Origin of the sequence: Pseudomonas sp. NY11955 (genome assembly GCF_048068035.1) — a bacterium.
Taxonomy (GTDB): domain Bacteria; phylum Pseudomonadota; class Gammaproteobacteria; order Pseudomonadales; family Pseudomonadaceae; genus Aquipseudomonas.
In genome coordinates, this window is sequence record NZ_JBLUPS010000004.1 from 126,531 (window position 1) to 147,726 (window position 21,196).

Annotated in this window: 23 protein-coding genes; 17 read left to right on the forward strand and 6 right to left on the reverse strand. The window is 64.8% G+C overall.

What is annotated here, in order from left to right; translation table 11 throughout:
• The first annotated feature begins 14 nt into the window (after nt 1-14).
• From ACNFBR_RS09145 to ACNFBR_RS09160, 4 genes are read left to right on the forward strand one after another with little or no spacing between them, the layout of a single operon-like run.
• A complete protein-coding gene (locus tag ACNFBR_RS09145) occupies nt 15-917 on the forward strand; it encodes a metal ABC transporter substrate-binding protein (RefSeq protein ID WP_416734617.1) in 903 nt (300 codons plus the stop codon).
• Nucleotides 914-1,660, forward strand: coding sequence for a metal ABC transporter ATP-binding protein (locus ACNFBR_RS09150; protein WP_416734618.1), 747 nt, complete (start codon nt 914-916; stop codon nt 1,658-1,660). The genes ACNFBR_RS09145 and ACNFBR_RS09150 overlap by 4 nt, the downstream gene beginning before the upstream one ends.
• Nucleotides 1,660-2,559: a metal ABC transporter permease gene (locus tag ACNFBR_RS09155; RefSeq protein ID WP_416734619.1), complete on the forward strand. Its 900-nt coding sequence runs from the start codon at nt 1,660-1,662 to the stop codon at nt 2,557-2,559. Before ACNFBR_RS09150 ends, ACNFBR_RS09155 begins: the two co-directional genes overlap by 1 nt.
• Nucleotides 2,556-3,419 carry a metal ABC transporter solute-binding protein, Zn/Mn family gene (locus ACNFBR_RS09160; RefSeq protein WP_416734620.1) on the forward strand — a complete coding sequence of 288 codons (864 nt, stop codon included), beginning with the start codon at nt 2,556-2,558 and terminating at the stop codon, nt 3,417-3,419. Before ACNFBR_RS09155 ends, ACNFBR_RS09160 begins: the two co-directional genes overlap by 4 nt.
• 125 nt (nt 3,420-3,544) lie before the next feature.
• Here ACNFBR_RS09160 and ACNFBR_RS09165 read toward each other — a convergent pair whose 3' ends face one another.
• From ACNFBR_RS09165 to ACNFBR_RS09185, 5 genes are all read right to left on the reverse strand, one after another.
• Nucleotides 3,545-4,597 carry a DUF1615 domain-containing protein gene (locus tag ACNFBR_RS09165; protein ID WP_416734621.1) on the reverse strand — a complete coding sequence of 351 codons (1,053 nt, stop codon included), beginning with the start codon at nt 4,595-4,597 and terminating at the stop codon, nt 3,545-3,547.
• 26 nt (nt 4,598-4,623) lie between these two features.
• The gene (locus ACNFBR_RS09170; protein ID WP_416734622.1) at nt 4,624-5,175 is read right to left on the reverse strand and encodes a hydrolase; all 552 of its coding nucleotides are present in this window, start codon (nt 5,173-5,175) and stop codon (nt 4,624-4,626) included.
• A gap of 58 nt (nt 5,176-5,233) precedes the next feature.
• The gene (locus ACNFBR_RS09175) at nt 5,234-5,953 is read right to left on the reverse strand and encodes a thioesterase II family protein (RefSeq protein WP_416734623.1); all 720 of its coding nucleotides are present in this window, start codon (nt 5,951-5,953) and stop codon (nt 5,234-5,236) included.
• The gene (locus ACNFBR_RS09180; RefSeq protein WP_416734624.1) at nt 5,950-6,171 is read right to left on the reverse strand and encodes an MbtH family protein; all 222 of its coding nucleotides are present in this window, start codon (nt 6,169-6,171) and stop codon (nt 5,950-5,952) included. The genes ACNFBR_RS09175 and ACNFBR_RS09180 overlap by 4 nt, the downstream gene beginning before the upstream one ends.
• Before the next feature lie 168 nt (nt 6,172-6,339).
• On the reverse strand, nt 6,340-6,741 hold the full coding sequence (locus ACNFBR_RS09185; RefSeq protein WP_416734625.1) for a hypothetical protein: 402 nt from the start codon (nt 6,739-6,741) through the stop codon (nt 6,340-6,342).
• 209 nt (nt 6,742-6,950) lie between these two features.
• On the opposite strand from ACNFBR_RS09185, the gene purU reads away from it, so the two are divergent.
• The 12 genes from purU (at nt 6,951) to ACNFBR_RS09245 (ending at nt 19,094) form a co-directional block, all read left to right on the forward strand.
• On the forward strand, nt 6,951-7,817 hold the full coding sequence (gene purU, locus ACNFBR_RS09190; RefSeq protein WP_416734626.1) for a formyltetrahydrofolate deformylase: 867 nt from the start codon (nt 6,951-6,953) through the stop codon (nt 7,815-7,817).
• Nucleotides 7,814-8,725, forward strand: a complete 912-nt coding sequence (folD, locus tag ACNFBR_RS09195) for a bifunctional methylenetetrahydrofolate dehydrogenase/methenyltetrahydrofolate cyclohydrolase FolD (protein WP_416734627.1) — start codon at nt 7,814-7,816, stop codon at nt 8,723-8,725. The genes purU and folD overlap by 4 nt, the downstream gene beginning before the upstream one ends.
• Nucleotides 8,707-9,948 carry an FAD-dependent oxidoreductase gene (locus ACNFBR_RS09200; RefSeq protein ID WP_416734628.1) on the forward strand — a complete coding sequence of 414 codons (1,242 nt, stop codon included), beginning with the start codon at nt 8,707-8,709 and terminating at the stop codon, nt 9,946-9,948. Before folD ends, ACNFBR_RS09200 begins: the two co-directional genes overlap by 19 nt.
• Before the next feature lie 12 nt (nt 9,949-9,960).
• Nucleotides 9,961-10,266, forward strand: coding sequence for a sarcosine oxidase subunit delta (locus ACNFBR_RS09205; protein ID WP_416734629.1), 306 nt, complete (start codon nt 9,961-9,963; stop codon nt 10,264-10,266).
• Nucleotides 10,263-13,166 (forward strand): 2Fe-2S iron-sulfur cluster-binding protein, encoded by a 2,904-nt coding sequence (locus ACNFBR_RS09210; protein WP_416734630.1) that lies wholly within the window; start codon nt 10,263-10,265, stop codon nt 13,164-13,166. Before ACNFBR_RS09205 ends, ACNFBR_RS09210 begins: the two co-directional genes overlap by 4 nt.
• A 3-nt stretch (nt 13,167-13,169) precedes the next feature.
• Nucleotides 13,170-13,775, forward strand: a complete 606-nt coding sequence (locus tag ACNFBR_RS09215; protein WP_416734631.1) for a sarcosine oxidase — start codon at nt 13,170-13,172, stop codon at nt 13,773-13,775.
• Between the two features lie 362 nt (nt 13,776-14,137).
• Nucleotides 14,138-14,560, forward strand: a complete 423-nt coding sequence (locus ACNFBR_RS09220; protein ID WP_416734632.1) for a nuclear transport factor 2 family protein — start codon at nt 14,138-14,140, stop codon at nt 14,558-14,560.
• Nucleotides 14,557-15,309: an SDR family NAD(P)-dependent oxidoreductase gene (locus ACNFBR_RS09225; protein WP_416734633.1), complete on the forward strand. Its 753-nt coding sequence runs from the start codon at nt 14,557-14,559 to the stop codon at nt 15,307-15,309. Before ACNFBR_RS09220 ends, ACNFBR_RS09225 begins: the two co-directional genes overlap by 4 nt.
• Nucleotides 15,310-15,312: 3 nt before the next feature.
• A complete protein-coding gene (locus ACNFBR_RS09230) occupies nt 15,313-16,560 on the forward strand; it encodes an NAD(P)/FAD-dependent oxidoreductase (protein ID WP_416734634.1) in 1,248 nt (415 codons plus the stop codon).
• Nucleotides 16,557-17,369: a DUF1365 domain-containing protein gene (locus tag ACNFBR_RS09235; protein ID WP_416734635.1), complete on the forward strand. Its 813-nt coding sequence runs from the start codon at nt 16,557-16,559 to the stop codon at nt 17,367-17,369. The genes ACNFBR_RS09230 and ACNFBR_RS09235 overlap by 4 nt, the downstream gene beginning before the upstream one ends.
• On the forward strand, nt 17,344-18,603 hold the full coding sequence (locus ACNFBR_RS09240) for a class I SAM-dependent methyltransferase (RefSeq protein WP_416734636.1): 1,260 nt from the start codon (nt 17,344-17,346) through the stop codon (nt 18,601-18,603). The genes ACNFBR_RS09235 and ACNFBR_RS09240 overlap by 26 nt, the downstream gene beginning before the upstream one ends.
• A 2-nt stretch (nt 18,604-18,605) precedes the next feature.
• Complete coding sequence (locus tag ACNFBR_RS09245; protein ID WP_416734637.1) at nt 18,606-19,094, forward strand: DUF2878 domain-containing protein; 489 nt, start codon at nt 18,606-18,608, stop codon at nt 19,092-19,094.
• A 7-nt stretch (nt 19,095-19,101) separates the two neighbouring features.
• Here the strand turns inward: ACNFBR_RS09245 and ACNFBR_RS09250 are convergent, their stop codons facing one another.
• Nucleotides 19,102-19,986 carry a LysR family transcriptional regulator gene (locus tag ACNFBR_RS09250; protein WP_416734638.1) on the reverse strand — a complete coding sequence of 295 codons (885 nt, stop codon included), beginning with the start codon at nt 19,984-19,986 and terminating at the stop codon, nt 19,102-19,104.
• A gap of 146 nt (nt 19,987-20,132) precedes the next feature.
• Between ACNFBR_RS09250 and ACNFBR_RS09255 the strand changes: the two genes are divergently transcribed.
• A complete protein-coding gene (locus ACNFBR_RS09255; protein ID WP_416734639.1) occupies nt 20,133-21,152 on the forward strand; it encodes an alpha/beta hydrolase in 1,020 nt (339 codons plus the stop codon).
• The last annotated feature ends 44 nt before the right edge of the window (nt 21,153-21,196 follow it).

The window sequence follows — 21,196 nt, forward strand, 5'->3', positions numbered from 1 at the left end:
CCAAGGACTCCCCCATGTTCCGTTCCGCCCTCGCCCTGCTCCTGGCCTTTGCCCTGCCGTCACTGGCCCTGGCCGATAACGGCAAGCCGCTGCGCATCGGCATCACCCTGCACCCCTACTACAGCTACGTAAGCAACATCGTCGGCGACAAGGCCGAAGTGGTGCCGCTGATTCCAGCGGGCTTCAACCCCCACGCCTACGAGCCACGGGCCGAGGACATCAAGCGCATTGGCACACTGGACGTGGTGGTGCTCAACGGCGTCGGCCATGACGACTTCGCCGACCGCATGATCGCCGCCAGCGAAAAACCCGACATCAACACCATCGAAGCCAACCAGAACGTGCCGTTGCTGGCGGCCACCGGCATTGCCGCGCGTGGCGCCGGCAAGGTGGTCAACCCGCACACCTTCCTGTCGATCAGCACCACCATCGCCCAGGTCAACAACATTGCCCGCGAACTAGGCAAGCTCGACCCGGACAACGCCAAGTTCTACACGCAAAACGCCCGCGCCTACGCCAAGCGCCTGCGTGCCCTGCGTGCCGAGGCGCTGGCCAAGGTCACCGAAGCCCCTAGCGCCACGTTCCGGGTCGCCACCATCCACGCGGCCTACGACTACCTGGTGCGCGACTTCGGCCTGGAGGTAACCGCCGTGGTCGAGCCGGCGCATGGCATCGAACCCAGCCCGGCGCAGCTGAAAAAGACCATCGACCAGCTCAAGGCGCTGGATGTGCGGGTGATCTTTTCGGAAATGGACTTCCCGTCGGCCTATGTCGAAACCATTCAGCGTGAATCCGGCGTGCGCCTGTACCCGCTGACCCATATCTCCTATGGCGAATACACACGGGACAAGTACGAAGTGGAGATGAAGCGCAACCTCGACACCGTGGTCCGCGCCATCCAGGAGAACCGCGCATGACCGCCGCCGCCAACCTGGCAGCAGCCCGCGGGCCGCGCATCGAGTTCGCCGGTATCGACCTGACCCTGGGCCGCACTCGCATTCTCGAACAGGTCAATTTCAACGTTGCCGCCGGCAGCGTGCACGCCATCGTCGGCCCGAACGGCGGCGGCAAGAGCTCGCTGATCAAGACCCTGCTCGGGCAGATGCCGCACCAGGGCCAACTGACCCTGCACTGGCCAGGTGAGCGCGAGGTGATTGGCTACGTGCCGCAGGCCCTGGAGTTCGACCGCGGCCTGCCAATGACCGTGGACGACTTCATGGCCGCCATGTGCCAGCGCCGCCCCGCGTTCCTCGGTTTGTCCCGGCGTGTGCAACCTGCCATCGACGCGGCGCTGGCGCAGGTCGGCATGCTCGACAAACGCAAGCGGCGCATGGGTGCGTTGTCGGGTGGCGAGCGCCAGCGCGTGCTGCTGGCTCAGGGCCTGATCCCCGAGCCGCAGTTGCTGGTGTTGGACGAACCCATGTCGGCGCTCGATGAAGCCGGTATCCAGGTGTTCGAACAGTTGCTGCAGGGTTGGCGCCGGGCTGGCACCACCGTGCTGTGGATCGAGCATGACCTGGAAGCCGTGTTGCGCCTGGCCGATCGGGTGACGGGCCTGAGCCGCCAGGTGCTGTTCGACGCGCCACCCGCCCAAGCCCTGACCCCGGAGCGCCTGCTCGGTTTGTTCTCCGTTCACCCGCGCAGCGAGAGCCTTGCCTGATGAGTTTTGAAATCTTTCGTCAAACGGTCCAGGACTGGGCCACTGCCGGCTACCTTCCGGAGGCGCTGGCCTACGGTTTCGTGGTCAATGCCCTGCTGGCCGGCCTAATGATCGGCCCGGTGCTGGGCGGTCTGGGCACCCTGGTGGTGGTCAAGCGCTTTGCCTTCTTTTCCGAAGCGGTCGGCCATGCCGCACTGACCGGCGTGGCCATCGGCATCCTGCTGGGCGAGCCCTACACCGGCCCTTACGGCAGCCTGTTCGGTTATTGCCTGCTGTTCGGCATCCTGCTCAACTTCCTGCGCAACCGCACCGGGCTGTCGCCGGACACGCTGATTGGCGTGTTCCTTTCGGTGTCGCTGGCACTGGGCGCCAGCCTGCTGCTGATGCTGGCAGGCAAGATCAACGTGCATATCCTCGAAAACGTGCTGTTCGGCTCGGTGCTGACCGTCAGCGGCCAGGACCTGGTGGTGCTGGGCATCGTCGCGGTGCTGGTGCTGGCCCTGGCCGTGCCGCTGTACAACCGCATCATGCTGGCCAGTTTCAACCCGCAACTGGCGGCCGTGCGCGGCGTGGCGGTGAAAACCCTGGACTACCTGTTCGTGGTGCTGGTGACGCTGGTGACCGTGGCCGCCGTGAAAGTCATCGGCGCCATCCTGGTCGGTGCGCTGCTGGTGATCCCGGCCGCAGCCGCTCGCCTGGTCAGCCAGTCGCTCAAGGGCTTTTTCTTCCTGTCGGTACTGATTGCCACCATCAGCACCCTGTTCGGCATCCTGCTACCCATCGTTTTCGACCTGCCAGTGCCGTCAGGTGCCGCGATCATTCTGGTCGCCGGCATCTGCTTTGCCCTGGCCGCCTTGGCCCGCGCTCTCGTCCCCCGCCTGCAAGGAAACCCGGCATGAACTTCAAACGCCTGACCCTGGCGCTGGCCCTGGCCGGCCTGCCATCGCTGTCTTTCGCCACGCAAGTGCTGACGACCCTGCCCGTCACCCACAGCCTGGCCAGCGCCCTGCTCGATGGCACGGCAGTGCAACTCAAGCGTGCGGCGCCGGCAACCCTGCCAGCCAGCCGCCAGCCCTCGTATTTCAGCTCGCGCGGTGGCCCCAGCCTGGAGAAAGCCGCGCAGCAGGCCGACGCGGTGATCGGCGTGCGCTCGATCTGGCGTGACGACCCGCTGTACCCGATGGCCCGGCGCAGCAACATCCGTATTGTCGAAATCGATGCTGCGCGGCCGGTGGACGGCGCGCTGCCAGGTATTGCGGTCACGGGTGACGATGCCTATGGCGCCTATCCCTGGCTCAACCCGACCAACCTCGGGCGCATGGCTGATGTAGTAGCCAATGACCTGGAGCGGCTGGCACCGGACGAAAAGACGAAGATCCAGGGCAACCTGGCGGGGCTCAAGCGTCAGTTGCTGGAGCTATCGGCCAGCAGCCAGATGCGTCTGGCCAAGGTCGACAACCTGACGGTGGTGAGCCTGTCCGAGCGGTTGGGTTACCTGGCCAGCGGGTTGAATCTGGACGTGGTGGAGCAGCCGCTGCCAGCCGAGTGGGATGCTGCCGCGCTCAAAGCGCTGGGTGAGAACCTGAAGGCGCAGGATGTGGCACTGGTGCTGGACCACCGGCAGCCAGACCCCGCGGTGACAGAGGTGATCAAGGCGGCCGGGGCGAAGCTGGTGGTGGTTGAGACTGACCCTGAGGATGCGTTTGCAGGGCTGAAGGCTAGCGTGGACCAGGTGGTTGGGGCATTGGGCGAAAGCTGATGTCGCCTGTGCTGGCCTCTTCGCGGCTAAAGCCGCTCCCACAGGGACCGCGCAACCTTAGGGTCCGGTCACATTCCTGTGGGAGCGGCTTTAGCCGCGAAGAGGCCGGTACAGGCAGCACACTGCTACCGCTTCATGCACCGCTGGTAACGCTCATCCACCCGCCCGGCGAACCACGCGGTAGTCAGCTTGCGAGTGATCTTGGGGCTCTTCAGTTCAATCCCCGGCAACACCGCCCGTGGTACCGGCTTGCCAGTCTTGGCATCCGCCAGGGCAAACACCCCGCTGTATAGCTTGCTGTCCTCGAACGCCAAGCTGTCGCCCTCCTCCAGCTGGCTGCGTATCTGCGGGTTACGCAGCCCCAACTTCCCCCCCAGCTTGCGCGCCGCCTGCTCGGTGGTCCCCGGCATGATCGCCCCCGGTGCAATCAGGTCGCCGTCCAAAGCAAGCGGTGCGCCGGTAGCCTTGCTCAATGCCGCCTGGAACGCCGCATTGCGGCTGGCGTACCAGCCCGCGTTGAAATCGCCAAAGCGGTAGAGCTGGCGCTCGTAGTTGGCTGGGTAACCCAACAGGTGGGCAATACCGAAGTACATGCCGCCGCGCCGGGTGAACACTTCCTGGCGAATCGTACCGTCATGGCTGTAGGGGTAATCCGTTGCATGCTTTTCGGCAAAGTCGATGCTGACCTGCATCGGCCCGCCGGTGTGCACCGGGTTCAGCCCGCCCAACAAGGTCTTGCCCAACGGCACGCGGGCAATGACCTCGTCGTACAGTTCGCTCAACTGTTTCTCGCTGCGCACCGCCTGCAAACGCTGCTGGTAGCTCTGGCCGTTGCCCGACGGCGTCTTCAGCGCACCGTCGACCAGCAGCTTGGGGATATGCAGGCGCGCAGCGCGGCGGTCGATTTCCTCGCGGGCGATACGCCCCAGGTTGGGCACCTGCGGGTCGGCCGTGAAGGTGGACTCCTGTTCGGTCACCGCCAGCACTGCGCACAGGTTGCTTTTGCTTGGCGTAATGCGCTGGGCTTCAAATGCCACTTGAATGTCCCTGGCCCAGCCTTCGCGGTCCTTGGCCTGGGCCGGCAGCAATCGCAGCAGCTGGGCGCGGACCTTGGCCGGGTCCGCTTCCGGCGCTTCTTCGCGGCGCCCGGCGCAGCCTTGCAGCAGCGCCAGGGCCATCAACCCGACAGCCAGTAACCGACCGTTCAGGGCTGTTCACCGACCAGGTAGGTTTTGCTGATGTGGCGGAACAGCGGATGGCTGGCGCTGCCCAGCAGTTCGAACAGCACCATCTCGCGGGTCACCACCTGCGCCCCGGCGGCGCGCATGCGCGCCAGGCCCGCTGCCTTGCTAGCCGGGGTTCGGCTGTCGCAGGCATCTTCGACCACGAACACCTGCTTGCCCAGGGCCAGCAGGCCGAGCACGGTCTGCAGCACGCAGACGTGAGTTTCCATGCCACAGACGATCACCTGCTCACGCGCCATCAGGCTGGCTGGCAGGCACTCGGCGGCCACACAGGAGAAGTGGCTTTTTTCCACCACCTGGGCGGCCGGCGCTGCAGCCAGCAGTTCCGCCAGGGTATGGCCCAGGCCCTTGGGGTACTGTTCGGAAATCACCGTCGGCAGCTCCAGCTCGGCAGTCGCGGCCAGCAACCAGCGGGCCCGCGCCCGAGTGCCTTCGGGGTCGCTCATGGCGCCGATGAGTTTTTCCTGGATGTCGACGACCAGCAGCGTGGCCTTGTGTGGATCGATCAGCATTAGTCTGCCCCTTGCCTGGGAAAAGCCTTAGCCTCCCCCAGGCAAGCGGTGACGTCAATCAGGCGGACAGCCGAAGCGGCTGCAGCGACGCGGTCAGCGCGTCGAGCACGCGGTCTTCATGCTCATGGATGAAGAAGTGCCCACCCGGAAACATCTGCTGCGAGAACTCGCCGTGGGTTTCCTTGCGCCAGGCCTGCAGTTGCTCGTCGTTGGCCCGGTCATCCAGGCCACCCAGCACATGCAGTGGGCACTGCAACGCCGGCCGTTGGCGGTAGGCGTAGGTGCCGCACAACAGAAAATCGGCGCGCAGGGTCGGCAAGGTCAGGCTCATCAGCTCGGCATTGGCCAGCACTTCCTCGGGCGTGCCCTGCAGCTCGCGCAGCTCGCCGATCAGCTCGGCGTCGCTCTTGGGCTCGCGCCAGTCCTTGCCGTCGTAGTCCTCACGCCGGGTCGGTGCCGCCGTGCCGCAGGCAAACAGCGCCAGCGGCGCCGGGCAGCCCAGTGCCTGCAGCTCATGGGCCAACTCGAAGGCCAGTAATGCGCCCAGGCTGTGGCCGAGCAGTGCATAGGGGGCACTGGCCGCCAGGCGCTGTTCGCTGGCCAGTTGCCGGGCCAGGGCTTGCATGTCGGTGTGCAGCGGTTCGGCCATGCGCGCGCCCCGCCCGGGCAGCTCAACCGGGCGCACCTGCAACCATGCCGGCAGCTTGCGCCGCCAGCGGCTGTAGACCATGGCGCTGGCCCCCGAGTACGGCAGGCACAGCAGGTTCAGCGTGGTCACTGGGCGGTGGCTTCGGCCATTTTCTGGCGCAGGCTCAGCGGGCGCATGTCGGTCCACACCTCATCGATGTAGGCCAGGCAGTCCTTTTTCAGGCCGCTCTTGCCCACGGCACGCCAGCCGTTGGGAATGGCCTTGTAATCGGGCCAGATCGAGTATTGCTCTTCGTGGTTGACCACTACCTGGAACTGGATGTCGTCGCGGTCGAAAACGGAAGTCATTGCCTGTCTCCTTGAATGATGAGTACCGCTGCGGGCTTCGCGCAGGGGGGCTTTCAAGTAGACGTGGGAGGCTTCGGAAAAATTAAGGCGCTAGGGTTTGTTTGCGCCGCCATGTGCATGACAGCCCCCCAAGACGCCAGCCATGCACATACCGGCCTCACTCCTCGCTCAGCCGTCACGCAGCAGGTCGTAGGTATCGAGCAGCCGGTAGGCAACCTGCGGATTACGCTCCAACCCGCGTCGTATCGCTGCCGGGATCGACTGCCGGGTCTTGCGGCACAGCCCTGGCTGGTCATCCAATTCGATGACGATACCGCGCATGGTCCGTACTTCATTGAAGCCGGGAGCGATATGCACGCGGATGCCGAGATTTTCGTACAGGCGCTGCTGCAGGCGTTGCAGGTCTTCGAGGTCCTTGAGGTTTTCCAGGCGTTCGAGCAGGCGCTTTTCTTCCTGGCGGGTCAGCAGGAGGATGCGTTGGGCGGCCTGCGGGTGATCGACCAAGTGTTCCCGGCCGCAGTCGCAGGCGCCAGGGGGGCAAGGTTGGCGCAGAGGCGGTGGTGTGCTCATGGAGCAAGCATAGCCCGGCGAAGGCCTCTAAAAAACTTTCCTGACAGGATAAAAAATTTCACAAACCTCTAGACCACCAACCCTCACTTCGCCTATAAATCGCCAAAAGGAAATTTATATTCCTACCAAGAAACACCCTTCGCGCCCTCGCTAATCTTCTTTTGCCCTTGTGCCCGACCTGCCCTACTCCATCACGAGGCCTATCCAACATGCACCCCGCTCCCGATCACTTCATCCTGCGCGTCAGTTGCCCGGCGGTATCCGGCATCGTCGCCGCGGTGACCACCTACCTGGCCGAGCACGGTTGCTACATCAGCGAAATGGCGCAGTTCGACGACGAGGACAACGGGCGCTTCTTCATGCGCGCGGTGTTCCGCTTCAACGCCGGTATCAACAGTGACACACCCCAGCTGGAAGCTGGCTTCAGTGATGTGGCCCAGCGTTTCGACATGCACTGGAGCCTGCACAGCAGCGCCCGGCCGATGCGCGTACTGCTGATGGTGAGCAAATTCGACCACTGCCTGTCCGACCTGCTGTACCGGCATGCCAAGGGCGAACTGGACATGCACATCACCGCCGTGGTCTCCAACCACCTGGACCTGCGCCCGATGGCCGAGCGCCAGGGCATCCGCTTCATCTACCTGCCGGTCACCAAGGAAACCAAGGCCGAACAGGAAGCCGCGTTGCTGCGCATCGTCGAGGAAACCGGCACCGAGTTGGTGGTGCTGGCGCGCTACATGCAGATCCTCTCGGATGAGCTGTGCCGCCAGCTGTCAGGCCGGGCGATCAACATCCACCACTCGTTCCTCCCGGGTTTCAAGGGCGCCAAGCCCTACCACCAGGCCTACCAACGCGGGGTGAAGCTGATTGGCGCCACCGCCCATTACGTCACCAGCGATTTGGACGAAGGCCCGATCATCGAGCAGGAGGTGCAGCGTGTGGACCACGCCTACGCACCGGACGACCTGGTGGCCATCGGCCGGGACACCGAGACCATCGCCTTGTCACGTGCCGTGAAATACCACCTTGAGCACCGCGTGTTCCTTAACCATGACCGCACGGTGATTTTCAAATGAACGCCATTCCCAGCGTCAAGCTGATCGACGGCAAGGCCATCGCGGTGCGGGTGCTGGCCGAGGTACGCGAACAGGTAGAACAGCTGCACCAGGGCGGCGTGCAACCGGGCCTGGCGGTGGTGCTGGTGGGTGCCGATGCCGCCAGCCAGGTGTACGTGCGCAACAAAGTGCTGCGCGCCCAAGAGGTGGGCATCCGCTCGCTGGAGCATCGCCTGCCCGCCGACACCAGCCCGACCGAGCTACTGACCCTGATCGGCCGCCTCAACCGCGACCCCGAGGTCAACGGCATCCTCGTGCAATTGCCCCTGCCGCCGCACATCGACGAACACCGCGTGCTGCAGGCCATCAACCCGCTCAAGGATGTGGACGGCTTCCACAGCGAAAATGTTGGCGGCCTGGCCCAAGGGCGCGAGGTATTGACCCCGTGCACGCCCAGCGGCTGCATGCGCCTGCTGCGCGACGCCTGTGGCGAGCTGCGTGGCAAGCATGCCGTGGTGGTCGGCCGCTCGAACATCGTCGGCAAGCCCATGGCTGCCCTGCTGCTGCAAGCCGACTGCACAGTGACCGTGGCGCACTCGCGCAGCGAAGACCTGCCAACACTGTGCCGTCAGGCCGACATCCTGGTGGCCGCCGTGGGCAAGCAGCAGCTGATCGGTGCCGACTGGCTCAAGCCCGGTGCGGTGGTGATCGACGTCGGCATCAACCGCATCGATGAAGGCGGCCATAGCCGCCTGGTCGGCGATGTCGATTTCGCCGCGGCCCTGCCCCACGTCGCCGGCATTACCCCGGTACCCGGCGGCGTCGGCCCGATGACCATCGCCTACCTGATGAAGAACACCCTGCTCGCCCTCGACCTGCAACGACAGGCCGCCCACCAGGAGCGCACCACATGCCCTTCGCCCTGCTGAAATACGGCCTGAGCGCCGACTACCCGGTGGAGGTCGACCTGCCGCCTCCGTGCGAACTCAAGCCCCGCTATGACGTGGTGATCATCGGCGCTGGCGGCCACGGCCTGGCCATCGCCTACTACCTGGCCAAGTACCACGGCGTGACCAACGTCGCCGTGCTGGAAAAAGCCTACCTGGGGGGCGGCAACACCGCGCGCAACACCGCCGTGATCCGCTCCAACTACCTCACCAGCGAAGGTGTGCGCTTCTACGCAGAGTCGGTGCGCATGTTCCAGAACCTGTCGAACGAGTTCGACTTCAACATCATGTATTCCGAGCGTGGCCAGCTCACCCTGGCGCACACCGACGCCAGCGTGCGCGCCTTCCGTCAACGTGCCGAGGTGAACAAGCACTTTGGTGGCCGCAGCGAAATGATCGACCGCCAGCAGATCCGCGAGCTGGTGCCCAGCCTTAACCTGGACCCCGGCCACCTGCCGGTGCTGGCTGGCCTGTGGCACATCGACGGCGCCACCGCGCGCCACGACGCGGTGGCCTGGGGCTACGCCAAGCAGGCAGCCAAGCGCGGTGTGGAAATCCACCCACTGACCGAAGTGCAGGACGTGTTGATCCGCAATGGCCGTATCGAGGCGGTGAAGACCAACCGTGGCACGGTGCAGTGTGGCTGCGTGGTCCAGGCCGTTGCCGGGGCCAGTTCGCTGCTGATGGCCAAGGCCGGCATCCGCGCACCGATTCACACCTACCCGCTGCAGGCCATGGTCACCCAGCCGTTCAAGCCGTTCCTCGACCCGCTGGTGAGCTCTTCGGCACTGCACTGCTACGTGCAGCAGACCAGCCGTGGCGAAATCGTCTTTGGCGGCGGCTCCGACCCTTACCCGCTGTACAACACCCGTTCCACCCTCGACCTCAAGGAAAGCTTGCTGGCCCACGCCATCGAGCTGTTCCCGTTCATGGCCAACGCCAAACTGATGCGCCAGTGGGCCGGGATGACCGACATGACCCCGGACTACAGCCCGATCATGGGCCTGTCCCCGGTGCGCAACTATTACCTGGACGCAGGCTGGGGCACCTGGGGCTTCAAGTCGACGCCGATCTGCGGCAAGACCATGGCCGAACTGGTCGCCAGCGGCGGCAAGGTGCCCGAACTGATCGCACCGTTCGCCCTGGAGCGCTTCAGCCGCTTCCAGCAAGTCAACGAAATGGGCGCCACCGCGGCCAGCCACTAGGAGCACACGACGATGAAGATCCTGACCTGCCCCTTGAACGGCCCGCGCAACATCAGCGAGTTCAGCTACGGCGGCGAGTTCAAGCACATGCCCGACCCCGCCAGTTGCAGCGACCGCGAGTGGGCCGACTATGTGTTCAACAGCGACAACCTGGCCGGTGTGGTGCTCGAGTGGTGGCTGCACAACGCTTCCAGCTATTGGTTTCTGGCCGAGCGCCACACGGTGAGCGACCAGGTGCTGCGCACCTTCGACCCGAAAGAACTGTTCGACCGCCGCGTCGACTTCACCCCCGCCGCCACCCCGGAGATCGCCGGATGACCAGCCACACTCGCCTTCCCGCGCCCATGGGCCTGCTGATCGACCGCAAGCGGCCCTTGCGTTTCCAGTTCGACGGCCAGGCCTGTTCGGGCTTTGCCGGTGACACCATTGCCAGCGCCCTGCTCGGCAACGGCCGCTGGTTGCTGTCGCGTTCATTCAAGTACCACCGCCCACGTGGCCCGTTGAGCATGGCCGGGCAGGATGCCAACACCTTGGTGCAACTGCCGGACGAGCCCAATGTGCTGGCCGACCTGGAAGCCGCCCGTGATGGCCAGGTGATCGAAGGGCAGAATTTCAATGGCAGCCTGGCGCATGACCGCGACGCCTACCTGGGCAAGTTCTCGCGCTTCATGCCGGTGGGTTTCTATTACCGTTCCTTCTACAAGCCCAAAGGCATGTGGAAGGTGTGGGAACCCCTGATTCGCAAGAAGGCCGGCCTGGGCGTGCTCGACCTCGGTTTCAAACCCCAGTACTACGACAAGGCCTATCTGTTCGTCGATGTAGCGGTTATCGGTGCCGGTCCGGCAGGCCTGCGGGCGGCGCTGGACGCGGCCAATGCCGGGGCCAAGGTGCTGCTGATCGAGCAACAGCCTGTGCTTGGCGGCTCGCTCACCTACGCCCGTTTCGACATCGCCGGCACCCGTGCCGCCAGCCTGCGGCGGGAGCTGCTGGCTGCCGTCGAGGATCACCCGAACATCCAAACGTTGCTGCAGGCGACCTGCAACGGCTGGTTCACCGACAACTACCTGCCGGTGATCCAGCACAAGCGGCTGTACAAGGTACGGGCCAGCCGCTGCCTGGTGGCAGCCGGTTCGTTCGACCAGCCGGTGGTGTTCCGCAATAACGACCTGCCCGGCGTGATGCTGACCAGCGCGGCGCAGCGGCTGATGAAGCTGTATGCGGTCAAGCCGGGCCAGCGTGCGGTGATCCTGACCGGCCACGATGACGGCTACCTTGCCGCGCTCGACCTGCAGGAACAAGGCGTGGCCGTGGCTGCACTGGTCGATATGCGCGCCGCGCCGGCCGATGCCGCGCTGGCCGCCGAGCTGAAGCGCCGGGATATCCCCGTGCACCTGGGCAGCACGGTGTACGAAGCGCTGCACGAAACGGGCATGCGCCATGTCAATGGCGTGGACATTCGTCCAATCACCGGCCAAGGCACAGTCGGCCCGCATGGCCTGCGCCTGGCCTGCGACCTGCTGTGCATGTCGGCGGGCTACATGCCGGTGTACCAGTTGCTGTGCCAAGCCGGTGGCAAGCTGGCCTATGACGTCGACCGCGACGAATTCGCCATCAGCAACTTGCCCGCCGGGCTGGATATTGCAGGCTCGGTGAACGGCCGCCACGCACTGAGCAACGTGTTGGCCGATGCCAGCCGTGGGGCCGCCGCCGCAGTGGCAGCGCTGGGCCTGGTAGCACCAGTGCAGCCGCTGTTCAGCGCCGAAGCCAAGGTCAATTTCCCCTGGCCGATCTTCCCGCACCCCAAGGGCAAGGATTTCGTCGACTTCGACGAAGACCTGCAGGTGCGCGACATCGTCAACGCCACCCGCAGCGGCTACCGCGACGTGCAACTGGTCAAGCGCTTTTCCACGGTCGGGATGGGCCCGTCCCAAGGCCGCCACTCGGCGCTGCCCACCGCGCGCCTGGTCGCCCATGCCACCGGCCGCAGCATCAGCGAGACCGGGGTGACCACCGCCCGTCCACCGTTCCAGGCGGAGAAGCTGGCGCACGTCGCCGGCCGCGCCTTCGACCCTTACCGGCAAACGCCGATGCACCGCCGCCACCTGCAAGCCGGGGCGAAGATGATGCCCGCCGGCATCTGGCAGCGCCCGGCCTACTATGGCAAGCCGCAGGACCGCGAACGCTGCATGCAGGAAGAAGCGCGGCATGTGCGCGAAAAGGTCGGCCTGATCGACGTTTCCACCCTCGGCGGCCTGGACGTGCGCGGCCCGGATGCGGCCGAACTGCTGGAGCGCTTGTACACCTTCGGCTTCGCCAAGTTGCCCGTCGGCCGCACCCGCTATGCGCTGATGACCAACGAGCACGGCGTGGTCATCGACGATGGCGTCTGCGCGCGCCTGGGCGCGCAGCATTTCTACGTGACCGCCACCACCAGCGGCGTCGACCGCATCTACCAGCAGATGCTGAAATGGAACGCGCAGTGGCGCCTGGACGTGGATATCAGCAACGTCACCACTGCCTTGGCCGCCGTCAACCTGGCCGGGCCGCTGTCACGCCAGGTGCTGGCCAAGGTGTGCGATGACGTAGACCTGTGCGCCGAAGCGTTCCCTTACCTGGGCGTGCGCCAGGGCAAGGTGGCAGGCATTGCGGCGCGCATCTTGCGCGTCGGTTTTGTCGGTGAACTGGGGTATGAGGTGCACGTGCCGGCAAGGCATGCCGAACGGCTGTGGGACACCTTGATGCAGGCCGGTGCCGGGTTGGGCATTCGCCCCTTCGGTGTCGAGACCCAACGCCTGCTGCGCCTGGAAAAGGGCCATGTGATCATCAGCCAGGACACCGACGGCATGACCCACCCGGCGGAGATCGACATGCAGTGGGCCATTGCCCGCAAGAAGCCGTTCTTCGTCGGCAAGCGCTCGATCGAAATCCTCGAAGCACAACCCCTCAAGCGCAAGCTGGTCGGTTTCACCCTGCCCAAGGGCAGCCCGCAACCCCTGGAGGGGCATCTGGTGCTGGACGGCCCGGACATCAGCGGCAACGTCACCTCCTGCGAGTACTCGCAAACCCTGGGGCAGATCATTGGCCTGGCCTATGCCGGTGCCCACCAGGCCAGCCCTGGCATGCACATACCGATTCGCGTGGAGGGCGGCGCGCTGGTGCATGCCAAGGTGGTACCGCTGCCGTTCCACGACCCCGACAATCTGCGCCAGGAGCTCTGATCCATGACCCGTTTGCAAGCCGAAGCGTTTGTACCTCGCAGCCAGCAGGCCGAGCTGTTGCATGCCTGTGCGTTGACTGACCTGACCGCGTTGGCGCGGGTTGGATTTCGCGGAAGTGACAGTGCCGCCTATCTTCAGCGACGTGGCTACCAATTGCCCACGCAGCCGAACCAGGCCGTGCGGCAGGATGATGGAAGCTGGGTGGCGCGATTGTCGCAGGCCGAGTACCTGCTGCTGGGTAGCCTGGCCGACGATGGTGCACGGGTGGCGGGTGTAGAGGCCGAGTGGGTGCAGGATGCCCAGCGCAATTACCTGCTGCCGCGCCAGGACAGCCATGCCTGGCTGCAGCTGTCGGGGGTGCATGGCAGCGCGGTGATGGCCAAGTTATGTGGGGTGGATTTGCGTGCTGGGGCGTTTCCGCCTGGGGCGGTGGCGCAGACTTCGGCGGCGCGGGTCAATGTCGTTGTGGTGAATGTGGGCAGTGATGCGCGGCCGGTGTTGCAGTTGCTGTTTGATCGGGCTTCGCTGGCGTATATGTGTGAGGCGGTGCTGGATGCCATGGATGAGTTCGGTGGGGGGATGGTCGAGCGGGGGGTGTTCGCCGCATGATTTTTGCCGCCTGGGAGATCGAGCGCCGCCCGCGCGGCGCATCGCGAGCGAAGCTCGCTCCTACATTTGTTTCGGGCCAATTTCCCCTGTGGGATTTGCGCGCGAACGCCTTGGCGCTTAGCTCTATATCGCGTCGTACAAACAAGGCGGTCGCGCGCGCCTGTCACAGGCAATACTGGCCCGAAACAAATGTAGGAGCGAGCTTCGCTCGCGATGCGCCGCGCGGGCGGCGCTCGATCTCCCAGGCCCTAAAAATCTCACGTCGAACACACAAGCTGTACAAAAAATTCATCCTGTATAGATTTACACAGCAACCTGCACTATACCTTGTACAATAATTTAATCTTGTACAGGTATTGTGCATGTCCACCTACCTGCAATCCTTCGCCGAACGCTTTGCCACGCTCGATACACACAACCTCGACCTGCTGGCTGACTTGTACAGCGAAGACGTCACATTCCGCGACCCTTTGCACCAGCTTTCCGGCCTTCCCGCGCTGCGGGCCTATTTCGCCCAGCTGTATGCCAAAGTTCCCGACTGCCACTACCGCTTCGAAGGCACCGACGAACTGCAGCCAGGCCATGGCTACATTCGCTGGACCCTGCACTATCGCCACCCGCAACTGGCCAGCGGGCAACTGATCAGCCTGCAAGGCTGCAGCCATCTGCGCTGGCATGAGCGGGTGTACTTTCACCAGGACTACTTCGACGCCGGCGCCCTGCTGTACGAACATGTGCCAATCATGGGCCGCGCGATTCGCTGGCTCAAAGGCAGGCTGGCATGAGCCGCTGCTGGCTGACCGGTGCCAGCAGTGGCATTGGTGCCGCACTGGCATTGCAGTTGCTGGAGCAAGGCCACCAGGTAGCGTTGGGCGCACGCCGGGCAGAAACGCTCACAGCGCTGGCCGCAAGGTTCCCGGACCAGGTACTGCTGGCCGTCGGCGATATCGATCACCCCGGACAAGTGGCGCAGATCGCCGAACGGATCAAGCACGCCTGGGGCGCGCTGGACCAGGTGATCCTCAATGCTGGCACTTGCGAGTACCTGGAGCCGGGGCACTTCGACCCGGCTCTGGTCGACCGGGTGATGCGCACCAACCTGACCGGCACCAGCCTGTGCCTTGCCGCCGCCCTGCCCTTGCTGCGCCGCGGTCAGCAGCCGCACCTGGTGGTCATGGGCAGTTCGGTGAGCTGGCTGGCATTGCCACGCGCAGGTGCCTACGGCGCGTCGAAGGCGGCATTGCGCTACCTGGTCGAGTCCCTGCGCATCGACCTGGTCGGCGAAGGCATCGATGTCACCTTGGTCTGCCCCGGCTTCGTCGACACGCCACTGACCCGCCGCAACGACTTTCCCATGCCCCAACTGTGGAGCGCCGAACGCGCCGCACTCCACATCATCACGCGCCTGCCGCGTCGTCCGCTGGAAATCGCCTTTCCCGCCACGTTCACCCTGGTGTTGCGGCTGCTTGGCGCATTGCCGGCAAGCTGGCGCCTCAAGCTGGGCCGCCACCTCGCGCGCGCCCCACAGGGCTGAGCCATGCACATCGCCATCATCGGTACCGGTATCGCCGGCCTCACCTGTGCGCACCTGCTGTCGCGGCGTAACGAGGTCACCGTGTTCGAAGCTGCGGACCGAATCGGCGGGCATACCCATACCGTCGATGTGCAATGGCAGGGCCAGGACTACGCGATAGACACCGGTTTCATTGTCTTCAACGACTGGACTTACCCGCATTTCATCCGCCTGCTCAAGCAGCTGGGCGTCACTTTCCGCCCTACCGAGATGAGCTTTTCGGTGCATGACCCACGCACGGGTTTCGAGTACAACGGCCACGATCTCGCCACCTTGTTCGCCCAGCGGCGCAACCTGCTGTGCCCGGGCTTCTGGGGCATGCTACGCGACGTGCTGCGCTTCAACCGTGAGGCCCCGGCCGACCTCAGCCAGCAACGCATCGACGAGGCCACCACGCTGGGCAACTACCTGCATGCCCAAGGCTATGGGCGGCGCTTTATCGACCATTACATCGTGCCGATGGGGTCGGCGATCTGGTCGATGTCGCCGGCCGCCATGCTGGACTTCCCGTTGCAGTTCTTCGTGCGGTTCTGCGACAACCACGGCCTGCTTTCGGTCAACCATCGCCCGCAGTGGCAAGTGATCGAGGGTGGCTCGCGCGCCTACCTCGCGCCACTGTGCCAGCCCTTTGCCGAACGCATTCGGCTGAGTTGCCCGGTGCATCAAGTAGCGCGTGACGACCTTGGCGTGACGGTTAGCTGGGCAAACGGCAGTGCGCGATTCGACAAGGTGGTATTCGCCTGCCACAGCGACCAGGCACTGGCCCTGCTGGCACCGCCAAGCGAACGAGAGCGCAGCATCCTGGGTGCCATCCGCTACGCCAGCAACGACGTGGTGCTGCACACCGACACGCACCTGCTACCAGATCGGTGCAGGGCCTGGGCCAGCTGGAACTACCGCCTGGGCGACAGCACGCAGGCACCCGCCGCACTCACCTACAACATGAACATCCTCCAGGGCATCGAGGCGCCGGCCACGTTCTGCGTAAGCCTGAACCAGACCCCTCAGGTGGACCCTGCGCGGATACTTGCCCGCTTCGACTACGCGCACCCTCAGTACAGCCTTGCCGCCCTGGCGGCGCAGGCCCGGCAGGGCGAGCTGCAGGGGCGCATGCACAGCTATTTCTGTGGCGCCTACTGGGGCAATGGTTTTCACGAAGACGGGGTGCTCAGCGCGCTGAACGTCGCCCGGCACTTTGGAGAACAGCTGTGAACAGCAGCCTGTGCCGAGGCTGGCTCGGCCACCGGCGGCTGAGCCCGCGCTACCATGCGTTTCGCTACCGGGTGGGCATGTTCTACCTGGACCTCGACGAGCAACCCCAGCTGCTGAGCCTGTCTCGCTGGCTCGGGCCCTCCCGGCTGGCGCCCTTGTGCTGGCGCGAAACCGACTATCTGCCCGCGCTGACCCGCCAGGGTAAACCACTGGCCGAGGCCGCGCGGCTGATGGTCGGCAAAGCCATCGGCCAGGTGCCCGAAGGCGCCGTGCATCTGTTGACCCAACCGCGTTGCTGGGGGCTGTCGTTCAACCCGGTGAGTGTCTACTTCTGCCATGACCGGCAAGGCCAGCTCATAGCCGTGCTGCTGGAGGTTCGCAATACGCCATGGCGCGAGCGCTTCCACTATGTATTGCCCGTGAACGCAGACCTGAACCGGACATTTACCGTGGCCAAGGCCTTCCATGTCTCGCCATTCATGCCGCTGGACATGGCGTACCGCCTGCGTTTCACCCTCGATGCACAGCGGGTGCGCCTGCACATGGAGAACTGGCGCGCCGGGCACAAGGTGTTTGAAGCCGACCTGGCGTTGCAACGCCAGCCGCTGGACCGCGCGGCCTTGCAGCGACACATCCTCACCTTCCCGTGGATGAGCCTGCGCACGCTCACCGCCATTTACTGGCAGGCCCTGCGCCTGCTGCTCAAGCGCACGCCCGTACACGACCACGTCGCCAGCCAGCACGACCTGGCACTGGGCCAACCCACTTCCGAGGAGCCAGACCATGCCCGAACCGACCTTGAGCGTTAGCAAAACGGCAAGCATTGCCCCGCTGCTTGGCAGCCTGGCCAAGCGCGCAGTGCTCAGGCAATTGCGTCAACTGCGCCATGGCAACCTGCGGCTGATCTGCCAAGGCCAGCAGTGGACGTTCGGCGACGTCGCCAGCCGGCTGTACGCAGAAGTGGAAGTCATTGACGAAGCAGCCTGGGGCCTGGTCGCCGGCAATGGCTCTATTGGTGCCGGGGAAGGCTACATCCACGGTTACTGGCGCAGCCCGGACCTTGCTGCGGTCACCCGCTTGTTCGTTGCCAACCTTGATGTGCTGGATGCCATGGAGGGCGGCCTGGCATGCCTGGCGCGCCCGGCCCTGCGCCTGCTGCACCGCCTCAACCGCAACAGCCGGCGTGGCGCTCGGCGCAATATCCTGGCCCACTACGACCTGGGCAATGACCTGTTCGAGCGCCTGCTCGACCCCACCATGATGTACTCCGCTGCGCAATTCGACCGCCCCGGGCAAACCCTGGAACAGGCCCAGACCAGCAAACTGCGACGCATCTGCCAGAAACTCGAACTCAAACCCGACGACCATCTGCTGGAGATCGGCAGCGGCTGGGGCAGCCTGGCCATTCACGCCGCCCAGCAGCATGGCTGCCGGGTCACCACCACCACGCTGTCGGCGGCGCAGCACGCCCACACCCTGCGGCGGGTCAAGGCCCTGGGCCTGGAACAGCGCATCACGGTACTGCTCGAAGACTATCGCGACCTGCGCGGGCGCTTCGACAAGCTGGTCTCGATCGAAATGATCGAAGCTGTCGGCCACCGCTACCTGCCGACCTACTTTCGCCAGTGCGCCTCGCTGCTCAAGGATGACGGCCTGATGCTGGTGCAAGCCATCACGATCCGCGACCAGCGCTACGCCCAGGCCAGGCGCTCGGTGGACTTCATCCAGCGCTACATTTTCCCCGGTGGCGCCTTGCCCTCGCTGACTGTGCTGCTGGATACCGCCAGCCGCCAGACCGCGCTGAACCTGGTGCACCTGGAAGACTTCGGCCAGGACTACGCGCGTACCCTGCGCCATTGGCGCGACAACCTGCGCCTGGCGCGCTCGGAACTGATGGCCCTGGGGTATGACGATACGTTCCAGCGTTTGTGGGAGTTCTACCTGTGCTACTGCCAAGGCGGCTTCGAAGAACGCACCATCGGCGTGGCGCAATTGCTCTGGGCCGGGCCGCAGGCACGTCGGGCAGCGCTGCTGGACCGTTGAGCATGACCCGCCGGTGGCTAATCGGCAATGCGCTGTGGCTGCAGGCCGGCTGGTGGGCCTGTGTACTAGGCGCACACCTACCCTGGCTGCTGCTGGCCCCGATCGCTGGCCTGCTGTTGCACCTGCACCTGTGTACGAACCCAGGGAGCGAATTGCGCGTCCTGTTCGGCGTGGCGATTGCTGGTTGCCTGCTCGACAGCCTGCTGGGCATGCTGGGTGTGTTCCGTTTCGAACAATGGCCCTTGCCGCTCTGGCTGGCACTGCTGTGGCTGGTACTGGCCAGCGGGCTGCGCCACAGCCTGGCATGGGCCGGGCAGCCTGTGTGGCGCGCCGCGCTGCTGGGCGTGCTGGGCGGCCCATTGGCTTACCTGGCCGGGGCCCGCGTGGCAGGCATCGAGTTGCCTTTGGGGCCGCTGCGCACCGCACTCGTTCTGGCGCCGATCTGGGCGCTTGGCCTGCCGCTGGCATTGCGCCTGGCGGCAAGGGGCTGAGGCTGGCCTACAACTGCACCAGTCGCTCGCGCAGGAAATCGACAAACCCCTGCACCGGTCGCGCCACCTGACGGTGCTGCGGGTACACCGCCGACAGCTGCAAGGCCGGTGGCGTCCAGTCTTCCAGCACGGGCATCAGTCGCCCTGCCGCCAACGCCTGCCCGACAATGAACGTCGGCAGGTACGTCACCCCCATCCCGGCAATCGCTGCATCCCTGAGCAACTCGCCATTGTTCGCCCGCATCCGCCCGGCAACCTGAATCGCCTGCACCTTGCCGCCTTGGCGAAACTGCCACTGCACCTGCCGCGAATGCCCATATGGCAGGCAATCGTGCCCAGCCAGGTCATCAGGTTTTGCCGGTGTTCCCCGCGCTTGCAGGTAGGCCGGGCTGGCACAGTACACCCGCTCGACACTGGCAATGCGCCGTGCAATCAGGCTGGAGTCTTCCAGTGCGCCAATGCGCAGCGCCAGGTCATAACCCTCGCCGATCAGGTCCACGGCCCGGTCACTCAGGTCTGCCTCCACATCCACCAGCGGGTGCAATTGCAGGAACTCGGTCAGCAGGCAACCCAGGTGCGCCATGGCGAATGACAGTGGCGCGCTCAGGCGCAAGGTGCCGCGCAAGGCCTGGGCCTGGCCGCTGATGTCATGTTCCACCTGCTGCACTTCGCCCAGCAGGCGCAGGGCCGACTGGTAGTAGTGCTGGCCCAGTGGTGTGGCATCCAGGCGCCGGGTGGAGCGGTTGAGCAGGCGCACGCCCAGGCGCTCTTCAAGCTGCATCAGGCGCCGGCTGACCGATTGCTTGGACATGCCCAGGCGCTCGGCGGCAGCGGTGAAACTGCCGGCTTCCATGACCTGGGCAAAGATCCGCATGTCTTCGTAGGGGTTCATTGTCTCGCTCACAGTGACAGTAAAACGCTTTATAGCGGCTTTTTCCCACAAGTGCATCTGCCTAATCTACCCACAAGTCGCAGCGATGGCTCAGCAGGCCAGGCAAGACGCCCACTACCAACACTTGCATAGAAAAGGATTCGCTCATGAACATTGTCCACAAAACCCTCACCGCCTCCCTCCTGGCCCTGTCCGTTTCCAGTGCCTTTGCCGCGGGCAGCCTAGGTGTCGAACAACATACCCAGGCCTTCCTCGAAGCCCTGGAAAAAGGCGGCGGCAAGCCACTGGAGCAACTCAGCCCGAAAGACGCCCGTGCGGTGCTGACTGGCGCACAGGCTTCAGTCAAGGTCGACCTCTCCGGTATCGAGATGAAGGAACGCACCATCCAGGCCAATGGCGAGTCGATCAAGCTGCAAGTGGTGCGCCCGGCCAATGTGAAAGGTGACCTGCCGGTGTTCATGTTCTTCCACGGCGGCGGCTGGGTGCTGGGCGACTTCCCGACTCATCAGCGCCTGATTCGCGACCTGGTGGTCGGCTCCGGTGCGGTGGCGGTCTATGTGGACTACACCCCATCCCCAGAGGCGCACTACCCGACGGCGATCAACCAGGCCTATGCCGCAACCCGCTGGGTGGCCGAGCATGGCAAGGAAATCGGCGTGGACGGCAAGCGCCTGGCCGTGGCCGGCAACAGCGTCGGCGGCAACATGGCGGCGGTGGTTGCACTCAAGGCCAAAGAGGCCGGCACCCCTGCCCTGCGCTTCCAGCTGCTGCTGTGGCCGGTGACCGATGCCAGCTTCGAGACTGCGTCGTACAAGCAGTTTGCCGAAGGGCACTTCCTGACCACCGGCATGATGAAGTGGTTCTGGGACAACTACACCACTGATGCCAAGGCGCGGAACCAGATTTATGCCTCGCCGCTGCGGGCCAGCAGTGAACAGCTGAAAGGGTTGCCGCCAGCGCTGGTGCAAACGGCCGAGTTCGATGTGCTGCGGGATGAGGGTGAGGCGTACGCCCGCAAGTTGAATGCGGCGGGGGTGACTGTCACTTCAGTACGCTACAACGGGATGATTCATGACTACGGGCTGCTTAACCCATTGAGCCAGGTGCCGGCGGTGAAGGCGGCGATGAGGCAGGCGGGCACCGAACTTAAAGTACATCTGCAGTGAGTCGATGAGCAAAAGACCCGCCTAGGCGGGTCTTTTGCTTCTAT